General features: G+C 38.5%; 17 protein-coding genes and 1 pseudogene. 4 read left to right on the top strand and 14 right to left on the bottom strand.

The genetic code is table 11. From position 1 onward, the window contains the following. Nucleotides 1–136: 136 nt before the first annotated feature. Nucleotides 137–758: pseudogene (locus tag ACQ86H_RS09725) on the top strand (TetR family transcriptional regulator). Here the strand turns inward: ACQ86H_RS09725 and ACQ86H_RS09730 are convergent. Further along, the gene (locus ACQ86H_RS09730) at nt 730–987 is read right to left on the bottom strand and encodes a CBU_0592 family membrane protein (RefSeq protein WP_431294677.1); all 258 of its coding nucleotides are present in this window, start codon (nt 985–987) and stop codon (nt 730–732) included. The pseudogene ACQ86H_RS09725 and the gene ACQ86H_RS09730 overlap by 29 nt on opposite strands. An 80-nt stretch (nt 988–1,067) precedes the next feature. Here ACQ86H_RS09730 and ACQ86H_RS09735 point away from each other — a divergent pair, with 80 nt between their 5' ends. Next, nucleotides 1,068–1,409 carry a hypothetical protein gene (locus tag ACQ86H_RS09735; protein WP_431294678.1) on the top strand — a complete coding sequence of 114 codons (342 nt, stop codon included), beginning with the start codon at nt 1,068–1,070 and terminating at the stop codon, nt 1,407–1,409. Nucleotides 1,410–1,777: 368 nt separating this feature from the next. Here ACQ86H_RS09735 and ACQ86H_RS09740 read toward each other — a convergent pair whose 3' ends face one another. From ACQ86H_RS09740 to ACQ86H_RS09795, 12 genes are all read right to left on the bottom strand, one after another. After that, nucleotides 1,778–2,599, bottom strand: coding sequence for a universal stress protein (locus tag ACQ86H_RS09740; protein WP_431294679.1), 822 nt, complete (start codon nt 2,597–2,599; stop codon nt 1,778–1,780). 27 nt (nt 2,600–2,626) lie between these two features. Beyond that, nucleotides 2,627–4,066 (bottom strand): inorganic phosphate transporter, encoded by a 1,440-nt coding sequence (locus ACQ86H_RS09745; RefSeq protein WP_431294680.1) that lies wholly within the window; start codon nt 4,064–4,066, stop codon nt 2,627–2,629. Between the two features lie 533 nt (nt 4,067–4,599). Next, nucleotides 4,600–5,700, bottom strand: coding sequence for a hypothetical protein (locus tag ACQ86H_RS09750; RefSeq protein ID WP_431294681.1), 1,101 nt, complete (start codon nt 5,698–5,700; stop codon nt 4,600–4,602). A gap of 97 nt (nt 5,701–5,797) precedes the next feature. Further along, nucleotides 5,798–7,099 (bottom strand): hypothetical protein, encoded by a 1,302-nt coding sequence (locus ACQ86H_RS09755; RefSeq protein WP_138822049.1) that lies wholly within the window; start codon nt 7,097–7,099, stop codon nt 5,798–5,800. Between the two features lie 386 nt (nt 7,100–7,485). Then, a complete protein-coding gene (locus ACQ86H_RS09760) occupies nt 7,486–8,805 on the bottom strand; it encodes a TonB-dependent receptor domain-containing protein (protein ID WP_431294682.1) in 1,320 nt (439 codons plus the stop codon). Further along, complete coding sequence (locus ACQ86H_RS09765) at nt 8,781–9,542, bottom strand: hypothetical protein (protein WP_431294683.1); 762 nt, start codon at nt 9,540–9,542, stop codon at nt 8,781–8,783. The genes ACQ86H_RS09760 and ACQ86H_RS09765 overlap by 25 nt, the downstream gene beginning before the upstream one ends. An 89-nt stretch (nt 9,543–9,631) precedes the next feature. Continuing rightward, on the bottom strand, nt 9,632–10,732 hold the full coding sequence (locus ACQ86H_RS09770; protein WP_431294684.1) for a carboxypeptidase regulatory-like domain-containing protein: 1,101 nt from the start codon (nt 10,730–10,732) through the stop codon (nt 9,632–9,634). Between the two features lie 82 nt (nt 10,733–10,814). After that, nucleotides 10,815–10,961 (bottom strand): hypothetical protein, encoded by a 147-nt coding sequence (locus tag ACQ86H_RS09775; protein ID WP_431294685.1) that lies wholly within the window; start codon nt 10,959–10,961, stop codon nt 10,815–10,817. After that, nucleotides 10,958–11,923 carry a FecR family protein gene (locus tag ACQ86H_RS09780; protein ID WP_431294686.1) on the bottom strand — a complete coding sequence of 322 codons (966 nt, stop codon included), beginning with the start codon at nt 11,921–11,923 and terminating at the stop codon, nt 10,958–10,960. Before ACQ86H_RS09780 ends, ACQ86H_RS09775 begins: the two co-directional genes overlap by 4 nt. A gap of 567 nt (nt 11,924–12,490) precedes the next feature. Further along, a complete protein-coding gene (locus ACQ86H_RS09785) occupies nt 12,491–12,658 on the bottom strand; it encodes a sigma factor-like helix-turn-helix DNA-binding protein (protein WP_431294687.1) in 168 nt (55 codons plus the stop codon). Nucleotides 12,659–12,871: 213 nt separating this feature from the next. Further along, complete coding sequence (locus tag ACQ86H_RS09790; protein ID WP_431294688.1) at nt 12,872–13,081, bottom strand: RNA polymerase sigma factor; 210 nt, start codon at nt 13,079–13,081, stop codon at nt 12,872–12,874. Between the two features lie 78 nt (nt 13,082–13,159). After that, nucleotides 13,160–14,560, bottom strand: coding sequence for a S41 family peptidase (locus ACQ86H_RS09795; protein WP_431294689.1), 1,401 nt, complete (start codon nt 14,558–14,560; stop codon nt 13,160–13,162). Nucleotides 14,561–14,738: 178 nt separating this feature from the next. Between ACQ86H_RS09795 and ACQ86H_RS09800 the strand changes: the two genes are divergently transcribed. Then, nucleotides 14,739–14,975 (top strand): hypothetical protein, encoded by a 237-nt coding sequence (locus ACQ86H_RS09800; RefSeq protein ID WP_431294690.1) that lies wholly within the window; start codon nt 14,739–14,741, stop codon nt 14,973–14,975. A gap of 236 nt (nt 14,976–15,211) precedes the next feature. On the opposite strand, the gene ACQ86H_RS09805 is transcribed toward ACQ86H_RS09800, so the two are convergent. Next, nucleotides 15,212–15,838, bottom strand: a complete 627-nt coding sequence (locus ACQ86H_RS09805; protein ID WP_431294691.1) for a class I SAM-dependent methyltransferase — start codon at nt 15,836–15,838, stop codon at nt 15,212–15,214. 91 nt (nt 15,839–15,929) lie between these two features. On the opposite strand from ACQ86H_RS09805, the gene ACQ86H_RS09810 reads away from it, so the two are divergent. Further along, nucleotides 15,930–16,817, top strand: coding sequence for a LysR family transcriptional regulator (locus ACQ86H_RS09810; protein ID WP_431294692.1), 888 nt, complete (start codon nt 15,930–15,932; stop codon nt 16,815–16,817). Nucleotides 16,818–17,024: the final 207 nt, after the last annotated feature.

The following is a 17,024-nucleotide window of genomic DNA, read 5'->3' on the forward strand; positions in this document are numbered from 1 at the left end:
ATTGAGTATATCATATTAAGGTTAAGTTAAGATTTAATTAATATATTAATTGAACGTTCATTCAATTTATTAATTAAAATAAATTTGCAGAATACAGCTACTTTTGAGTAGTTTGCTCAATTAAATTAACCGCATAATGGGACGCAAAAGCCTAAAAGAGACCAGACGACTGGAGATTATTAAAGTATTTTATCAGGTAGCCAAAAAAGAAGGTTATGAAAATACATCTATTGCCAAGATTGCCAAGGTGATGGATATTAACCCAAGCCTTATTATTCATTATTTTGAAACCAAGGAAGGACTTACTTACGAATTGATTGACCATATACTAGACCGGTATTTATTGATTTATACCCTCAAACATAAAGAACAAGCAAGTCTGGATGACTTACAGAAAACTATAGAAATGTTGTTTTCTAAAAAATGGAACCTGCTTTTTGATGACGGTTTATTTTATACTTTTTATGCTTTGGCATTCAGGGAAAAAAATCAAGCTTAAATATAAGATGATTCTGGATTCGTTGCGCAATAGACTTGCCCTGTTGATCGAACAGTGCAATGCACAGTGCATTACAAATGTAGATAACCCACAGGTTGCTGCAGATTTTATTTTTGTAATGGTTGATGGGGCTTATTTTTATCTTTCGATGGAAAGTGATAAAAAAGCTTATTCGGAACGTTTAGCCTATTATAAGCAAAAAGCCTACGATACACTATGCATATCTCCAATTAAGGTTGTTTCTGCTCCCGTTTGCTAAACTGACGGCTTAAAGCGAATAAACCGATAGACATCCAGAGTACATTTGCTGCTGCATTGGGAAGGTCCTGGGTATCAACGGCAGTAACTGCCAGGCATAATCCACCCATAATATTAAGTGCCTGGAAGGAGATGGAATCTGCGCGGATTAATTTCATACTTAATAAAAGGTATCCGAGCGTGCAAAATACCACTCCAGACCACCCAACAATAGACATGGCTAATTTCATATTATTAACTCCAATTATCTTCTAAAAATGCTGTTACTTCTTGTATTCTGAACACAAAATCCTATATTTAACTGAAACAAATGTACAATATGGATCCGAACATTGTTACCCTAAATCTTATCAATTATATCGGCGATTACGACTATTATGATTCACTTACAGACATCAACACCGACAAACATCCAAAATCCTTTACTAAACTGAGCGAGATCAGGGAAAGGAATAAGCGACACATCACCGAACTTTTTCCTAATGTGAAATTTCGGGATAATGAAAACCAGTTGCTTGCGGTTGGCCGATTTAAGGATGATGTTAAAGCCAAGGTAGAAACCTTATCTAAAAAGGAAATAGAAGATTATATTGAAACCTTTAAAAAGGATGCTAAAAAAATCGAGAGGCTTTATAAGAAGGTGAGAAAGTAGTTGATTCATTTGTCATTGGTTTATTAGTACTGGCAATTGCCTATTTATTTCATTGTTAAATTATTTGATCGTTGAAGTGGCAGTTACCGTTCAGTCATTGTAATTTGATTATTGGTTCTTACTCGTTTTGACCATTAAGAAATTAAGGACACTAAGATTTTGCCGTTTATATTAATTAGAAAAATCGTCATTTCGACTGTAGCGCAGCGGAATGGAGAAATCTATTTAATCATTTTCATTATAAAGATCCTTCATTGCATTCAGGATGACAAATTGATCGATAGGGATACGCCGAGGAAAGGATAGTAATATTTTATCGGCGCTCGCTAACTGATCATTGAAAATTGATTTTTGGTCATTTACCCCTATTATTCGTGCAATACCAAAATAGCTTTCACCGTTTTGTTCATTACCTGATTAACCGTGCTGCTGGTAAATAAGCGGTAAATAATATTGTGATGGTGTTTAACCAGGCAAAGGATATCGGTATGGTTACTTTTGATGAAATCCATAATACCATTTGGGGCACTGCTGTCCATAATGTAGTTAAATTCGATCTCCGTATCTGGTAAAAGATCCCTGATCCGTTTTTCACCCGTCTGGATGTGTACTTCATCCGATTTTTCAGCCACATAAAGCACCTGCATTTTCCTCGTTCCGGAGGATTTTAACAGTTCGCTAAGGGCAGTAATGTCTTTTGGCGATAATACTGTTTCGTAATCAGTGGCCAGCGTAATAATGGGGAAGTTGGTAAAACTGCTCTCTAAAGGAACAATTAATGTTGGAATCCGCATTTTGGTAACGGCCATGCTGGCGTTGCTGCCTACAATTCCGCTAATCCCGGTGGCACCTGTTATGCCCATTACCAATAGCTCTACCGGATTGTTTTCAGTATGTTTGGTAATTACTGTTTTTAAAAAACCAACATCACATATTGTTTCGAGCTTTACATCTTTAAGGTTTTCCCTTTCGCGGATGTTTTCGGCCCATTCCTTTAAAGCAGCTCTTTTATTTCCGTAATAAGATTCGATAAAAATGGCATTGTAGGTACTGTTATTTATACCTTCGGTAGGATGGATGGCATGAATAGCCACAACTTCCATTTTCAGCGTTTTTGCCATGGCGAGTGCGTAGGAGAGGGCATTTCCGGCACTTCTTGAAAAATCCGTTGCTACAAGTATCTGTTTCATTTTTTGGAGAATAATATTTTAAAACTGTTAAATAAACAGGTGAAAAAGCATGAATAACAAAATAGCCAATACAATCGATACTGGCAAGGTAAGCACCCAGGCCAATCCAATGTTTTTAAGCGTATTACTGTTCAGGTTTTTTCGTCCGCCAGAAGCCACCATTGCACCGGCTATCCCACTCGATAACACGTGTGTAGTACTTACCGGCAAGCCAAAAGCGGTACTCAGGCCAATGGTAGAAGCCGCTACAATTTCTGAAGTAGCGCCCTGCGCATAATTTAAATGCTCGTTGCCGATTTTTTCGCCAATGGTAACCGCTATGCGTTTCCAACCGATCATGGTACCCAGTCCGAGTGAAATCGAAATTAAAAGAATTACCCAAAGTGGTGCAAATTCTACCAGTTTCGATAACTCAGAAGCATTATCATGAAGCAACTGATCGTCGGTTGCGTTAATCACCAATGTTTTATCTTCCCTGACTGTTTTTACCGAAGCAATAACGCCTTCAATCTGCTTACGGAAAAGATAAGTGTTTTTCTTGTCGGTTTCATTTTTAAGGGAAAGGTGGAATTTTGCTTGATCTATTTTCTTTACAAGAGCGGTAATATCGAGTATTTTATCCTGATTAAGTTTAGCTGTTTTTTGCAGCAGTTGTTCCGTTTGGTTAAGCTGGAATAATACTTTATCATTGGGGATATGGTGGTTGACGGCAAATTTTGCAGGGAGAAAAGCAATGAGGATCAGCATTAATAAGCCCACACCTTTCTGTCCATCGTTACTGCCGTGGAAAAAGCTCACCAAAGTACAGGTGGTAATCAGTAATCCCCTGATTAATAACGGGGGCCTGTCATTTTCGCCATGCGGGATATGGAAAAGGGCATGGTATTTAACTACATGTTTTAAAAAATACATCAGCAACATGGCCAAACCAAAGCCGATAATGGGTGATAAAATGAGCGATAAACCAATTTCTTCGGCCTTGCCCCAGTTTACGCCTGTGCCGCCATAGTACCAGGTAAAAGCTAAACCGGCACCGATCATGGCGCCAATCATAGTATGCGAACTTGAGCAGGGGATGCCCAGGTACCAGGTGCCGAGGTTCCAGGCAATGGAGGCCAGTAAAACTGCTAAAACCATTGCGGCGCCAACACCAATTGGGAGGTTCATCAAAGCATCTAATGGTACGAGTTTTAAAATACCCATCGCTACGGCTATCCCTCCGGTAAACACGCCCATGAAATTCCAAAATCCCGACCAGGGGATGGCAATAACAGGTTTTAATGCTTTGGTATAAATTACAGTCGCTACAGCATTGGCCGTATCATGGAAACCGTTTACAAACTCAAATCCGACTACGGCAAGCAGGCAAACGATAAATACGATGGCAAGAGGGATACTTAAATCGGTGTTTCCGATAAAGGGTAAGATGGTGCAGAACGACGGCATAAAATCAGTTTGGATATTCAAGGTGCAGATTAATATCTGCGATGTAAATAAATGAATAAGTAACTGATTTAAATCGTTTTGAATGTTAAATGATTGTTATCAATAAGTTAAAGTGGGTGGTTGTTTTTTTAACACAGTACTAGTAAAATAAAATAGGAGGCTGTGTAAAAAAGATTTACGCTGGCTCACTAAGCAAATTATATTTTGATACGTCGTCATTCCCAATTTAATTGGTAATCCTAATACTGTTGCAGAGTGCTTTAAGATTAGCTTCGCTGAGCGCTTCCGTCGTTCCCGCCTGCGCGAGAATGACGCAGAACGAAATAAAATTCAGGCCTTTAACTGCTAGATTTTACTTTTGATGCAGCCTCATCTTTAAGCAAGAGAGAAAGTTAGTGAATAGTTTAGTCCAGCCTGTTGATCAGCCAGGGAAAGTAACTGTAGATAAGTGAAAATAACCCGGGGTTATCAGTTTTTTGATAGCAGAAAGGCAGGAAATTCCTGCCTTTAGTTTTAGTTTGATATGATAAATGGTTTTAACACTTTTGATTTCTCTATTGAAAATATTGTGAAAGGTCTGTTAATCTGCCACCTGACACATAAATAGTTTTCGTAGCAGCTACCGATGTTCTGGCATCTGTAATTACAAACAATTTAGATTTTCCTGCCTGAAAATTGAATCCATCTGTGGCAAAAGCCGAGGTAACTCTACCTTCGTTAGGTTTAAGTGTATAACCATTAATAACCAAAGGGGTGCCAGAGTTATAAGGATAGCTGTTGGTACCTTTTTCAACAATATCGAAACTGTAAATATAATCCGGCCCAGGCAGTGCTGGTAGCTCAATGGAATTTAAAGAGCCATCTTTTGGTAAGGTAAACCTAATTTCGGGTATAACTTTTGTACCAACTACCGTGTTTGCAGCAGATGAAGGCCTGGTATAAAATACGAGATCTACATCAACACCTTTAAATTGAATCGGAAATGTGGTTTCAAATTTGGCACTGATCATCATATTGGCCGGATTAGCAGGAGGATCGAGTTTTACATTATCAACTATCTTGTTTCCATCAAAAAAGAAACCGATGTTCTGCTGTGCATTTGTTGATTCGATTATTTTTTTAAGTAGAATGGCTGTTTCCCCCTTTTTGCGGATGGTAATTTCTCTTGTTGTGCCCTTATCAATTAGTATTGAGGATACTTTATTGATAGCGCCGGTTCCTGAAGTGAACAGATTTCCATCCAATAAAAATTCGAGCTCTCCGGATAGCGCATAACTTTTAATTGCCAATGAAATGGAATTGTTGTATACTTTAGTGCCATCGTAAAAAATACTGATACTTTGATCGAATGGTGTTGCAGTAATGTTTTTGGTCAGTAATATTTCTGCTGTACCTTTCTTTCTTACCTTTAGAGTAGCGTTCTGGTCTTTTACCGTAAGCAGGGTTTTAATATTGATACTATTTGTAGTACCAGTTTTGGTATCAGCTATTACACTATCTTTATACAGGTATTCTAGATCTACCTCTGTATTTCCGCTAATACTTAACTGGATAACTTTTGGTGGTTCTGGTTGGAGAAGTTCTGCTTTGCGACAGGATAAACCTAAGGCTATAATGGCCGAAAAAAGGAAAAGGGTAAAGATTTTTAGTTTCATAAAAAGGGTAATTATCATTTAAAACAGAACAATCCTGTTTTTATAATCAAGAGACCATACCCAAAGGGTACGGTCTCTTTTGATAAGAGAGAAAAAATTAAAATACAAGTTTTGACCATGTAGCTGCCCAGCTTGGTAAAGTAACTGTAGATGGAGAACCTGGAGTATTGTACCAAGGTTGGCTTACACCAAATGCACTTGCATTGCTACCGTTAACTACTAAAGTGTTACCACCACCGTCAACATAAGTACCAACTGCTGCTGTAACAGCGCTTGTAAAACCGTGAACAGATGTAGAATTAAGATCTGAAAGACTTGCATTGGCGTCAGCATCAAAAACGATACCTCTTGGATAACCAGAAACAATTACGTCGATCAAAGTAACTTCCGAACCTCTACGCTCGCGGATACCATTACGGTAACCTAAACCAGCAATACCAGCAGTATTTTCAGTTCCGAAAACACTTACGTTAGTTAAAGTTGGGTGAGTTTTAGGTAATAAGCTAAAAGTAGCATCTTCTCCAGGTGCATTGTTATCAGATTCGATACCGTTTGAATCGCTGGCGCCGCTGCTTGTACTGTGTGTAGAATTTTTATCGGCAATAGCGATACAATCGGTTAGGGCACCAGTGAAACCATTATCGAAATCAAACTGATCATCATCAGAAGCTAATGCAATTAAATTGCTCGGACTAACTGTACCACCGAAGAACTCAAATCCATCATCAAGACCGTAAGAAACCTGTACGTGATCGATAGTAGTACCGCTACCTACACCACCTAAAGTTAAACCGTTAACCTCAACATTTGGAGCCAATTGGAAACCAGCGTACTCAATGCGTACATATTGGAAAGTACCACGGTTATCCGCATCGTTAGAACCTCCGTAGTGGAATTTACCTTCATCTGCTAAACCTTCAATTAATTTATCCGTAACGTTGATTTTTGCATTACCTAAAATAATTACACCACCAAAATCACCAGGTTTACCTGTTGTGCTGGCATTACCATCTAAAAGGTAACGGCTGGTAAATACTATTGGAGCATTAGCTGTACCAACAGCGTTGATGGTACCGTCTTTTGCGATAACCAATACACCGTTTTGTACACCGGTAGTATTAACTGATGCTTTGATGTAAGTACCTGGCTGGATGGTTAATGTAGCGCCACTTCTTACGGTTACTACGCCACTTAATTCGTAAACGTTTCCTGCTGTCCAGGTAACAGAGCTGGTAATGTCTCCGCTAACTGCCACAACTGGCAATGATGATTGTGAATAATCTGCTGCTGAAGTGCTGCGGTTGCCAAATGCAGATGAAGCACCTTCATTTTTCTTACAAGCTGTAAAAGACACAGCAACAATTGATAAAAGACCGATTAAGTTTTTGAAATTTTTCATTTTCGTTTTTTTGTTTTCATAGGATCTGATAGGTACGATCCATGTTTTTTAGGTTGATTTTTTTTGTTATTTAGAGGTAGGGACAGATAATTCCTTGTTTTTTATGGAAATAAAAGCCTGCATATCACTAAATAGGATGTTTTTTATATCTTTAGTATTTCTTATCGATAACTAAGCAGATCTGTTGGCTGCCCTTGGCTTTTAACAGCAGGTTTTTATAAATATTTCAGGTTTATCCTGGATTGGCCGTTCCACTAGAAATGATCGGTTTAAAACGGAGGGTTCTGATACAACCTTTCGTTTTTTTTATGGCTATGCAGGAAACACTGTTCCTCCTTTCTGATTAAATGTTGTAAGCTTATTTAAATTGTTTTTCATGGTAGCTTTTAAAAATTATAGGTAATGGAAGTGCTGTAAGTGCGGCCAAATTTTTGCGAAAACATAATCTGGTCTCCATCATCTAAATTGTTTGTAAAACCGGGCTTCAGGCGGAATCTGGTACTGTAATCGGAAGTGCCGGCGATATGATCAGGGTTAGCTTCGTAGCTGGCTGTGTTTTTGAAAATAACAGATGCTTTATTGAGCAGGTTGCCTGCATTTACTTTAACTTCGAATTTGTTTTTGTAAAATTTATAACTCACCTGTGCATCAATCTGTGCACGTGGGTTTTCGTACTCAATATTGTTAAGCTCCGGACTAACAAGTGTTGTTTTACGCCCTGATTTATTGTAGGCAATGTTAAATCCAAAATGTTCGTCCAAATATTGCAAACCGGCATTAAGAAGATAGGGTGCTTGTCCGTACATGTTCCTTTTTGCTTTAGAGCTTACCATTATATCATTTCCATCTGGTCCTTTGGTTTTGTAGGTGCCCACAACATCTGCTGTTTGCAGGGTAAGGTTTCCGTAAAGGGTAAGGCGCGATAACAGGGCATAGCTGGAAATAAAGCCGAGATTTTTCCTCAGTTCGAATTCTAAGCCATAGACTTTGGCTTCATCAGAATTTTTGATATAATAAAAACCAATGCCGTTTGATAGGCTGTAAGTAATTTCAACGGGCTTATCGAATTTTTTATAGAATGCGCTTGCCGAAATAATTTCGCCAAGGCCCGGAAACCACTCTGCTTTAAAATCATAATTTTTAATTTGGGTACTGGCTAAACCTTCATTGCCAAACAATCCATCAAACATTGGGTCGTATCTAAAAAACTTACTGTTATCCATTAACTCTGGTCTGATTACTGCATTTGAAAATGCTGCCCTCAGGTTAATCTGTTTGGTAGGACTGTAGGTAAGATTGGCCGATGGCAACCATCGCCATTTATTTTCTGGAGGAAGCGAAAATAGGCTTGTTCCCTTAATATTAAGATCATTGCGTTGCTCGGTATATTTATAATATTCGGCCCTAACACCCCAAACTAACCGTAACTTTTCAGCAAGGCGGTTATCGAGCATCACATAAGCTGCATTGGTAATACTTTTTCCTTTATAGCCATTTAGATAATATGGGCTTATAAAGTAATTGTAGCCATTGTTGCCAATTTTTGCCGGATCAATCATCTGTCCAATTGGGATATGTCTTAAACTATCAGGAATTGTAGCGTTTTGAACCAGCGAAACGATTTCCCAGTTTAACGATCCTTGCTTCTGTATGCCAAAATAGCCGGTTTTTAAGGTGTTATTTAAAGGCCCTGTTTTAAAAGGCATGCTTGCATCTCCCCCCATGAAAAATGGTGCTCATTGTTGCTGTAGTTATGGCGCGATGTGGGTTTGATATTTCCCTCCCTTTGCCCACTTGCCTGGTAAAAATACTCGTAATCGTTACCTACGTTTTGTAAGTTCTGTGTAGTAATACCCATATCCTTCTCTTTACGGTCTATTGATGTTCTGGATAGGTTCCATTCTAATTTAACCTTGCCAACCTGATGCTGCCCGTTGAGTTTATTTTGTAAAAGATCTGTATAGGTAGGGTCGTCGGTTTCGATGATGGCATTCGGTTTTAGTCCATTGGTATAAAAAGTAAAACCATCGTTTGCATCGTAGCCAACCGTTCTTAGCAGGTCGTTATTGTAAATATGTGTGTAGGTGTTGCGGAAACTAAACCTATTTTTGTCCAGTTGTAAGCCTACATTTAACATGGCTGCTAAAGTGGTGTTAAACATGTATTTGGCACCCGTATTTGGAGTGTTAGCATTCCATTCGCTTCTGGTTTGTTGTTCAACAATATTAATGTTCTGGTTGTTGCGGTAGTTTAAAGATGCTGTATAACCAAGTTTTTTGTTATTTGTGGTATCAATACCGATTAACCTGCCCATGGTAAACTGATAGTTTTGCGATGGTGCGGTTTTATATTTGTACATCGTAAAATTATCATTCGTAAACTTCTGGCTCTGGGCCATTAATTTTTGTGCATACTGTTCAGGTGTAAGGTTATTATTTGGCATCACAGTAGGTTCGGTATGCTGTAAATCGGTTGGAAATTTTCTTCTTCCATCATCAAAACCGAAATAATCATATTTGCCACGTTTGTGGCTTAAAAATCCTTACCTGTACTTTGGTCGTTGTAAGCAGTACCTGCAGTAAAGCTCATAAAATTTTCATTGGGTATATCTTTAGTGTTAATCTGGATCAAACCACCTCCAAAACTGCTGATCATATCGGGGGTAACGGTTTTGCTTACCACTACATTATCAACAAGGCTCGAAGGAATCAGATCAAAAGAAAAATTGCGGGTTTGGGCTTCGGTGCTTGGCAAAGTAATACCATCTAACTGTGCGGTATTATAACGTTCGCCGATGCCACGTACCAATACCAGTTTATTGTCTATCGAGCTTACACCGCTTATACGTTTTAAACTTTCGCCGATGTTTTTATCCGGTGTTCTCGAAATCTGTTCGGCACTAATCCCGTTACTGATTTCAGAGGCGTTTTTCTGACGGGCCAATAAGCCATCAACTGATGCTTTTTTGTATGTTGCGGTTACTATAACATCCTTAAGCCCCTTTGCATCGGGTTTTAAAGAAATATCTAAAGGCGTGGCTTTGTCGGCCTTTACCGTTACATCACTGATGCGTTGTGTTGCATAAGAAATATAACTGATTTCTACCGTGTAGTTGCCGGGTTCTACGTTGATGCTATAACTTCCGTCGCTGGCGGTTTGGGTGGCTTTGCCCGTTTCTATAATTTTGATGGATGCACCAGGTAGTGTTTCACCTTTTTCGTCGAATATTTTTCCCGATATCCGGCCCGGTTTCACCGGATCGGGTAATTTATAAAGCAATATCGTATTGGCGTCGGCAAACCTATACGTTACCCTGGTACCTGACAATATTTTTTTGAGGATAAGCTCAAGGGCCGTGTTTTTTACTTCAAGGCTTACTTTTCCATTTTGACTAAAAATCGATTTATTGTAATTAATTGAAAATCCTGCTTTTTCTTCGAGCAACGAAAGTGCATCTGGAATGCTCATTTCGGCTATTTTAATGCTCAAACTGCTTTCTTTTGGTGTCTGTGCAAAGCTGCTTGCCATGCCCTGTTTAAATAAGAAAGTAAACAGTACCATTAAGGCTACCATAGGTCGGTAATCCAAATTGATAAAATATTCTTTTATATAGTCGTAAAACCCTATTTTCATAGGTTCAAGATGTTTTTTAATTCTCACGGGTTAAAAACTTTTGTTTTAGGAGCTGGATTGTTCGAGCAATCCGGCTCCTTGTTCATGTTAAGAGGTTTAATTGTTTTTCGTAGGTATAAATCCGGTTTATTGCGCCTTTTGCAGCGCCATAGCATATCGCTAACTCATCATTGACAGCCCTCCCCCATACGGTAATTGTTTTGTTCGCAGTATCTATTTTATATTTCATCTTTTACCGCTCATCACGCGGATTTCTTCCATTATATTACCAATGCTTTTGTTTGTAAAAGTTGCATTAAACCTGCACTGGCTGAGTTTATTGGTCTTCAATTCAAAATGCACATTGTAATACCTTTCTAATGACTTAAACATATTGGGAAGGGCTACATCTTTAAAAGCAAAGCTGTTTTTAATCCATGCATTAACTTCGGTAATGCGCTCGTTACGGACAATGTAATCGTGTGCTTTTAAATGGTATAATAATTTCATTCCTGGGGTAAGCAGCGAAAGTTGTTTTAATTTTCCCTTACTGTTTTCCGAAACTTTTACTTTACCTGTACGCACTGCCACGCTGAAGGTTCCGTCTTTCGGATAAGCATATATGTTAAAGGAAGTACCCAAAACCCGGGTCTGCATTTGTCCGCTATGTACTATAAAAGGACTGGTGGTATCATGTTTTACTTCAAAAAAGGCTTCACCTTCCAGTTGGATATTTCTCAGTTTGCCTTTAACAAAATGTGATGGCCAGGTAAGTTTACTGCCGGCGCCAAGATATACAACCGAACTATCAGGCAGTATCAACTTCACTTTTTCGCCTTTTTGAGTCGTTTTACTTAAAAAAGCAATAGCTGTTTGTACAGGTACTTGTGTTTTTTTGTAGGCGTACCAACCAAATGCTGCAGAAATAACCACTACAACTGCGGCAGCATATTTTAATAATGGATATAGCAGTTTGCTTTTTGGTTTCCGCTCTTCAATTTTGTTCCAGATCTGGTTAAGGCCTTGTCTGGCTTCAAAAGAGTAGTCTGCTTTACTGTTTTGCTTTTTCCATGCTTTTTCCATCACTGCATGAAATTCGCTGTCGCCATTCGCCTGATCGGCGAGGTAATCCAACAGAATTTTTTCCTCATCCTGATTGGTTTTGCCCTCTAGGTATTGTTCAAATAATATTTTAATGTAATCTTTTTTCACTTTTTATGCTGATTCTTTACGCTTTTATGCTGCGCGTTACTGTATATATGCACGAGAGTTGGCATACAGCTATAAGGGGAGAAGATTTTTTTAAAAAAAGATTTAATGGATAATTAATCACCAATAATCAATTTACAAGGACCAATTAGCGCGTGTTTTGGGAGTTAACTTTAAATCTTAATGTTCTTAACTCCTTAATGGTCAAATGATAGAATATGGAATAAAATTTATACGGATTTTAGCCACGTAGACTCAGAAACGCGGAAGATTTTACTCGTTTTGTCATCCTGAGCGTAGTCGAAGGATCTTTTTACGATGAAAAATTTAAGATGGAAACGAATCACCAATAATCAATTTGTATTGACGAATTAGCGAGCGTGGCGCATCCCTATTAATCAACTTTTCCTCCTATTAATCTCTGCGTGGAAATTCCCTTCTAGTTTCCGTCATTTCTGAGCGGAGTGTAACGAAGCCGAGAAATCTATTGAGATAGATCTCTCCATTTCGCTGCGCTACAGTCGAGATGACGATTGCGGTAACAAATGCCAAACGCTCTACGCCAAACGCTCAGCAAAACAGTACTACTACCAATGATATTATCGTTTCCGGCGAATAAGTCTTAAAGTATTTACGCATAATGTTCAGCGATTTTTTCAGGTGGTTGTTCACCGTGTTTTTAGAAATCCCCATTAGCTGCGATATTTCTTCATGTGTGTGGTGGTCGTTACGGCTCATAAGGTATATCCGTTTTACCTGAGGAGAAAGGCTTTCGATCGCTTCCTGTGCCAATTGTTTCGATTCTTTCGCATCGAGTTCATCTTCAATGGTATTAAAAGCTTGTTCCCGTGCTAAACTTTCGCTGCTATAGGCTTTTTCCTCGCTTTTTTACGGAGTGTACCTAAAAAATTATTGCGGATCAGGGTATAAAGAAAAGCATCGAAATTTTTTTCAGGGTCTACTTTTGCCCTGTTTTCCCAAAAGTCTGACAAAGCTATCTTGTGTAAGTTCTTCGGCTTCTTCGCGGCAGCGGGTAAAATGGTAGGCATAACCAAATATCTTTTGGCGGTACTTGTGGTAAATTTCATTAAAAGCAGCAGAATCGCCAGCTTTCAATGCATTCAGGAGTTTTATATTTTTAAAATCTTCCAACTTTTCCATGAGTAGCGGTTAACGGATGCAAGTTAGGGCTTGCGTTTAAAGTTAATGTTAAGCTAATGAGAACCTTTTCTATCTCTGCTACCGGTGGGTGATAACCATGCCCTGTTTCGCAGATTGTGTCCTTGAATCCATTAAAATATTTCCGGGTTGGAAAGCCCCTGAAAGCATGGTGTTAAGACTAATACCTATTTTGGCTACTTTACCACTTATCCTGCCCATTGCTGCTTTTACCAGCGGATCGGCCTGATCGCCAAATGGGAGCAGGGGTAAGGTATTGATTTCATTTACATTTACATCAGGCTGGATACCTGCACTGTAATTACCGGTTCCTTGTGCGTTAAATAGTTTGTATACAATCGGGTGCATTTCCCAGTTGACCTGTTTTGTACTCCGTGCATCAAATATCCTGAACGATGCTTCATCTTTCCCCCTGGTTTTTTCACCGATCTGTATGACCTGGATAAAGGGTTTTAAATTGTTGATCATCACTTCCGAAGCTGATGCCGTGGCGGCAGATGATAAAATATAAACCCTGCTTAAGCCTAGGTTTTGCTGAAGAAGAACATTGAAATTTACAGTTTTATCGAAAGTTGCTGCGGTACCGATGGATTCTGTTCTGGTTCCACCATTTTTATTGCCCTTGTACATAATAAATGCTTTATCGAAAGTTACATTCTGTGCAATCATGGTACATATTGCTGCCGCTTCTGCTACCTGACCACCAGCGTTATAACGTAGATCAAGGATAAGGTCGGTAATGCCTTCCGCTTTGAAATTATTGAAAACCGGAAGTAATGAACTGGCCAACCCGCCATTAAAATCAAGAAAATTGAGGTAGCCGATTTTTTTTCCATCACTTTCTATCACTTTACTGATTTCTTTTTGATCGAGGATTACCCCTTTAGTCAGTTCTACGGTACGTGTCTCCGTCCATATACTGTTATTCTGTTCTGCCAGCGTTAACGAAAAGTGATTGCCGCTTAAAATTTCGTCCTGCAGGGCATGTGCATTGGCAGTTGTTAGTGCTTTTCCGTTTATCTGGCTGATATAATCTCCACGTTTTAAACCTGCCCGTGATGCAGGAGAATCTTTTAGAACCAGTTTAATAATTCCAATTACTTTTGTACTGTTCTGGTCGCTAACGGTTACATAATCAAAACCAAAGTTCCGGTTGTTCGGTGCAAAGGTTGTGGCATCGTTGGGGATATTGATATAGGAAAAGCGGTCAGAAGCATTGCGGACGGTATTAAAAAAATCTTTGGGTGATAAACCGATATTTGGATCGGAAGGTAATTGCTCATTCCAATAATAATAGCGTTTCAGGCTGTCGAGTATCCAGGTATTGATGTTTTCATTACTTCCGGCGGGATAATCGGGTCGTTTTTTGTCTTTTTTGCAGGAATGAAGGGAAATGATCAGAATAATAAGGTAAGGGCAGTAATAAACAATTCTTTTTAACTGAGTTGAGCGTTTTTTCATAACCTTTCTGGATTTTAAGAGCAAACTTAAAACTACTATTGTTAAGCGGGGATTAAGTTTTAAGCCAGGCTAGTGAGCTTAAATGAAAAAATGTTTACTGTTAATTTATGGTTAGCAGATGAATTAACGTTAACGTAACAATAATTAAAGGATCGCTTTTTATTGTGTTACTTTGTGTGTGAATATCCCGCTCTACATCTATTACGAATTGCTGATCCGTTTATCTGAAATTGAATCCGAAATCGGTTATTATGTATCTTCAACCGCCAATGAAGAAGTTTGCATATTGCGTACTACAAATGGTACTTTAAAAGTTCCGGTTAACTTTTTAAAGCGACAGTTCGAAGATCCTAATCTGATCAATCAAGATGAATTAACTGTATTAAGTAAAGGTTTTAAACCTGGCTACCCATAATGTGGTAGGTGGGTCAATTAAATCATTTTTAAAAATAAACCCTGGATTCTTTTTTTGCTAAAATAGAATTATTCTTGCTATTCATTAATCTTAGTGGAGATTTTGCCTGGTAGTAGTTGCCATACCACCAGGCAAAATTTTTTATTTTATCGCTCCAAATGCTGCAAAATAAGAGTTTTTATGTAGTATCTCAGTAACGTTAAACCCAACTTTTTGCAGTAATGCCAGCTGATAGTTTAAAGAACGGGGGTATCTTCATATTCAATATAGTCAAATACCTTCTGTTTATATGCTTCACCACCAAGTGTTTCAAGATAGGCTCCATATTGATCCTGAAAAAGATTATCGATCAATACAGAATCGTGGGCAATGAGGTCTGAAATCCAGATACTGCCGCCGGGTTTTAAGGCCTGGTAAACTTTAGTAAAAACAAGTTCCCAATCGGCATCAGTACGCAAATGATGAAATGTTGCTGCGGCCAGTACAATATCAAAATGGTTATCTGGTAAATTAAGGTTGCGCATATCGTCCTGTATAACGGTTACTACTCCGGTAGTTTGTGCCGATACCCTACCACTTGCGCGTTCCAGCATCGGTAAACTCAAGTCGTTAAGGGTACAGTTAAGGTTTGGGATTTTGCTGAGCATTTTTAATGTGTAATTACCCGCACCACATCCAATATCCAACAGTTCTTTCGCGTTTGGATTAATATATTTGGCCGCTCCGGTGCAAAGCTCCATGGTAAGTGGCGCATCGATGGTGGTTTGCTGACCGCTTTCTAAGTTCGAGAAACGTTCTACATCATTGTCAAACCTTGTTTTGATTTCTTCATTTGTTGCTTTATGCGAATAATCTTTATTCATTGCTTTAATTTTTTTGTAAAGTTAGTGCTGTTAATCATATTTGTAAAATATCAATTTTAGCATATATCAATACCTTTTAAGTATTATAAATATGGAACTCAGACACCTGTTGTATTTTAAAACTGTTGCAGAAGAACTTCATTTTACCAAAGCAGCAACCAAACTTTTTATCTCGCAACCGCCTTTAAGCAGGCAGATTAAACAACTGGAAGAAGAGCTTGGTGTACAGCTGTTTGTTCGGAATAATAAGCGTGTTGCATTAACAAATGCCGGAAAGTATTTTAAGAGTGAGGTTGATGCCATGTTTGATAAGCTGGAAGAAAGTAAGGAAGTAGTTCGTAAAATTAATGGAGGGGTTAGCGGCGAATTAAAGATTGGTTATATCAGTTCGGTTTACCAATCACACCTTGCAGAAATTTTAAAATTAATGCATCAGGAATTTCCTTATCTGAAAACGAGTTTGTTCGAAGTACCTACACTCACCCAAATTAAAGCGCTGGAGCAGGGCAACCTGGATGTGGGGATTTTAAGAGCCCCGGTTTTATCCGAAAAATTGAAAGTAGAATCTTTGTTTTTTGATCCCTTTGTGGTGGTTATTCCTTTAACAGACCAAAAAAATGATCGCCAGCAAAAACTTGCAGATTTTTTGAAAAAAAGTCCGTTTATATTCTTTAATAAAGATTTTGCACCCCAGTATAATCAGAAACTCATCGAGATTTGCCAGCGGATGGGTTTTAGTCCGGACATTACCCACGAGGCTAATAATGTACACTCCATATTACAATTGGTAGAAGCGGGCCTGGGTGTATCTATTTTGCCATTATCGTTAAAAAAGCAATATGCACATTTGAAAGTATCCTTTGTAGAGTTTGATGCCATTCCTGTTCATACAGAGGTGTTATTGGCTTATAAAGAATCTAATAAAAGCCCTGCGTTAACCTGGTTTATTAAACACTATACCCAGTTAAAAATGAATTGACAAATTCACTCAAAAGGATATGCTATTATAAAGCTTTTTTTCTGATATCCCTGAGGCTGAAGTAACGCTATGCAGCCCGTTCATAAAAACTGTTCAGCATATTGCTAGATGTGGACCAGATGGAGTAAACTTTCCCAGATGAAATTATAAGCGCTACAAAATAGTTTTGGTATGTGATAAATCGATTTATTAGGTTAAAAATGATAT

The organism is Pedobacter sp. P26 (genome assembly GCF_050632135.1).
Taxonomy (GTDB): domain Bacteria; phylum Bacteroidota; class Bacteroidia; order Sphingobacteriales; family Sphingobacteriaceae; genus Pedobacter.

What these genes read in the sequence shown, in the direction of transcription:
- ACQ86H_RS09730 (WP_431294677.1), bottom strand. Translation starts at nt 987, where the DNA reads ATGAAATTAGCCATGTCTATTGTTGGGTGGTCTGGAGTGGTATTTTGC.
- ACQ86H_RS09735 (WP_431294678.1), top strand. Translation starts at nt 1,068, where the DNA reads ATGTACAATATGGATCCGAACATTGTTACCCTAAATCTTATCAATTAT.
- ACQ86H_RS09740 (WP_431294679.1), bottom strand. Translation starts at nt 2,599, where the DNA reads ATGAAACAGATACTTGTAGCAACGGATTTTTCAAGAAGTGCCGGAAAT.
- ACQ86H_RS09750 (WP_431294681.1), bottom strand. Translation starts at nt 5,700, where the DNA reads ATGAAACTAAAAATCTTTACCCTTTTCCTTTTTTCGGCCATTATAGCC.
- ACQ86H_RS09755 (WP_138822049.1), bottom strand. Translation starts at nt 7,099, where the DNA reads ATGAAAAATTTCAAAAACTTAATCGGTCTTTTATCAATTGTTGCTGTG.
- ACQ86H_RS09760 (WP_431294682.1), bottom strand. Translation starts at nt 8,805, where the DNA reads ATGCCTTTTAAAACAGGGCCTTTAAATAACACCTTAAAAACCGGCTAT.
- ACQ86H_RS09765 (WP_431294683.1), bottom strand. Translation starts at nt 9,542, where the DNA reads ATGCCAAATAATAACCTTACACCTGAACAGTATGCACAAAAATTAATG.
- ACQ86H_RS09770 (WP_431294684.1), bottom strand. Translation starts at nt 10,732, where the DNA reads ATGAAAATAGGGTTTTACGACTATATAAAAGAATATTTTATCAATTTG.
- ACQ86H_RS09775 (WP_431294685.1), bottom strand. Translation starts at nt 10,961, where the DNA reads ATGAAATATAAAATAGATACTGCGAACAAAACAATTACCGTATGGGGG.
- ACQ86H_RS09785 (WP_431294687.1), bottom strand. Translation starts at nt 12,658, where the DNA reads ATGAGCCGTAACGACCACCACACACATGAAGAAATATCGCAGCTAATG.
- ACQ86H_RS09790 (WP_431294688.1), bottom strand. Translation starts at nt 13,081, where the DNA reads ATGGAAAAGTTGGAAGATTTTAAAAATATAAAACTCCTGAATGCATTG.
- ACQ86H_RS09795 (WP_431294689.1), bottom strand. Translation starts at nt 14,560, where the DNA reads ATGAAAAAACGCTCAACTCAGTTAAAAAGAATTGTTTATTACTGCCCT.
- ACQ86H_RS09805 (WP_431294691.1), bottom strand. Translation starts at nt 15,838, where the DNA reads ATGAATAAAGATTATTCGCATAAAGCAACAAATGAAGAAATCAAAACA.
- ACQ86H_RS09810 (WP_431294692.1), top strand. Translation starts at nt 15,930, where the DNA reads ATGGAACTCAGACACCTGTTGTATTTTAAAACTGTTGCAGAAGAACTT.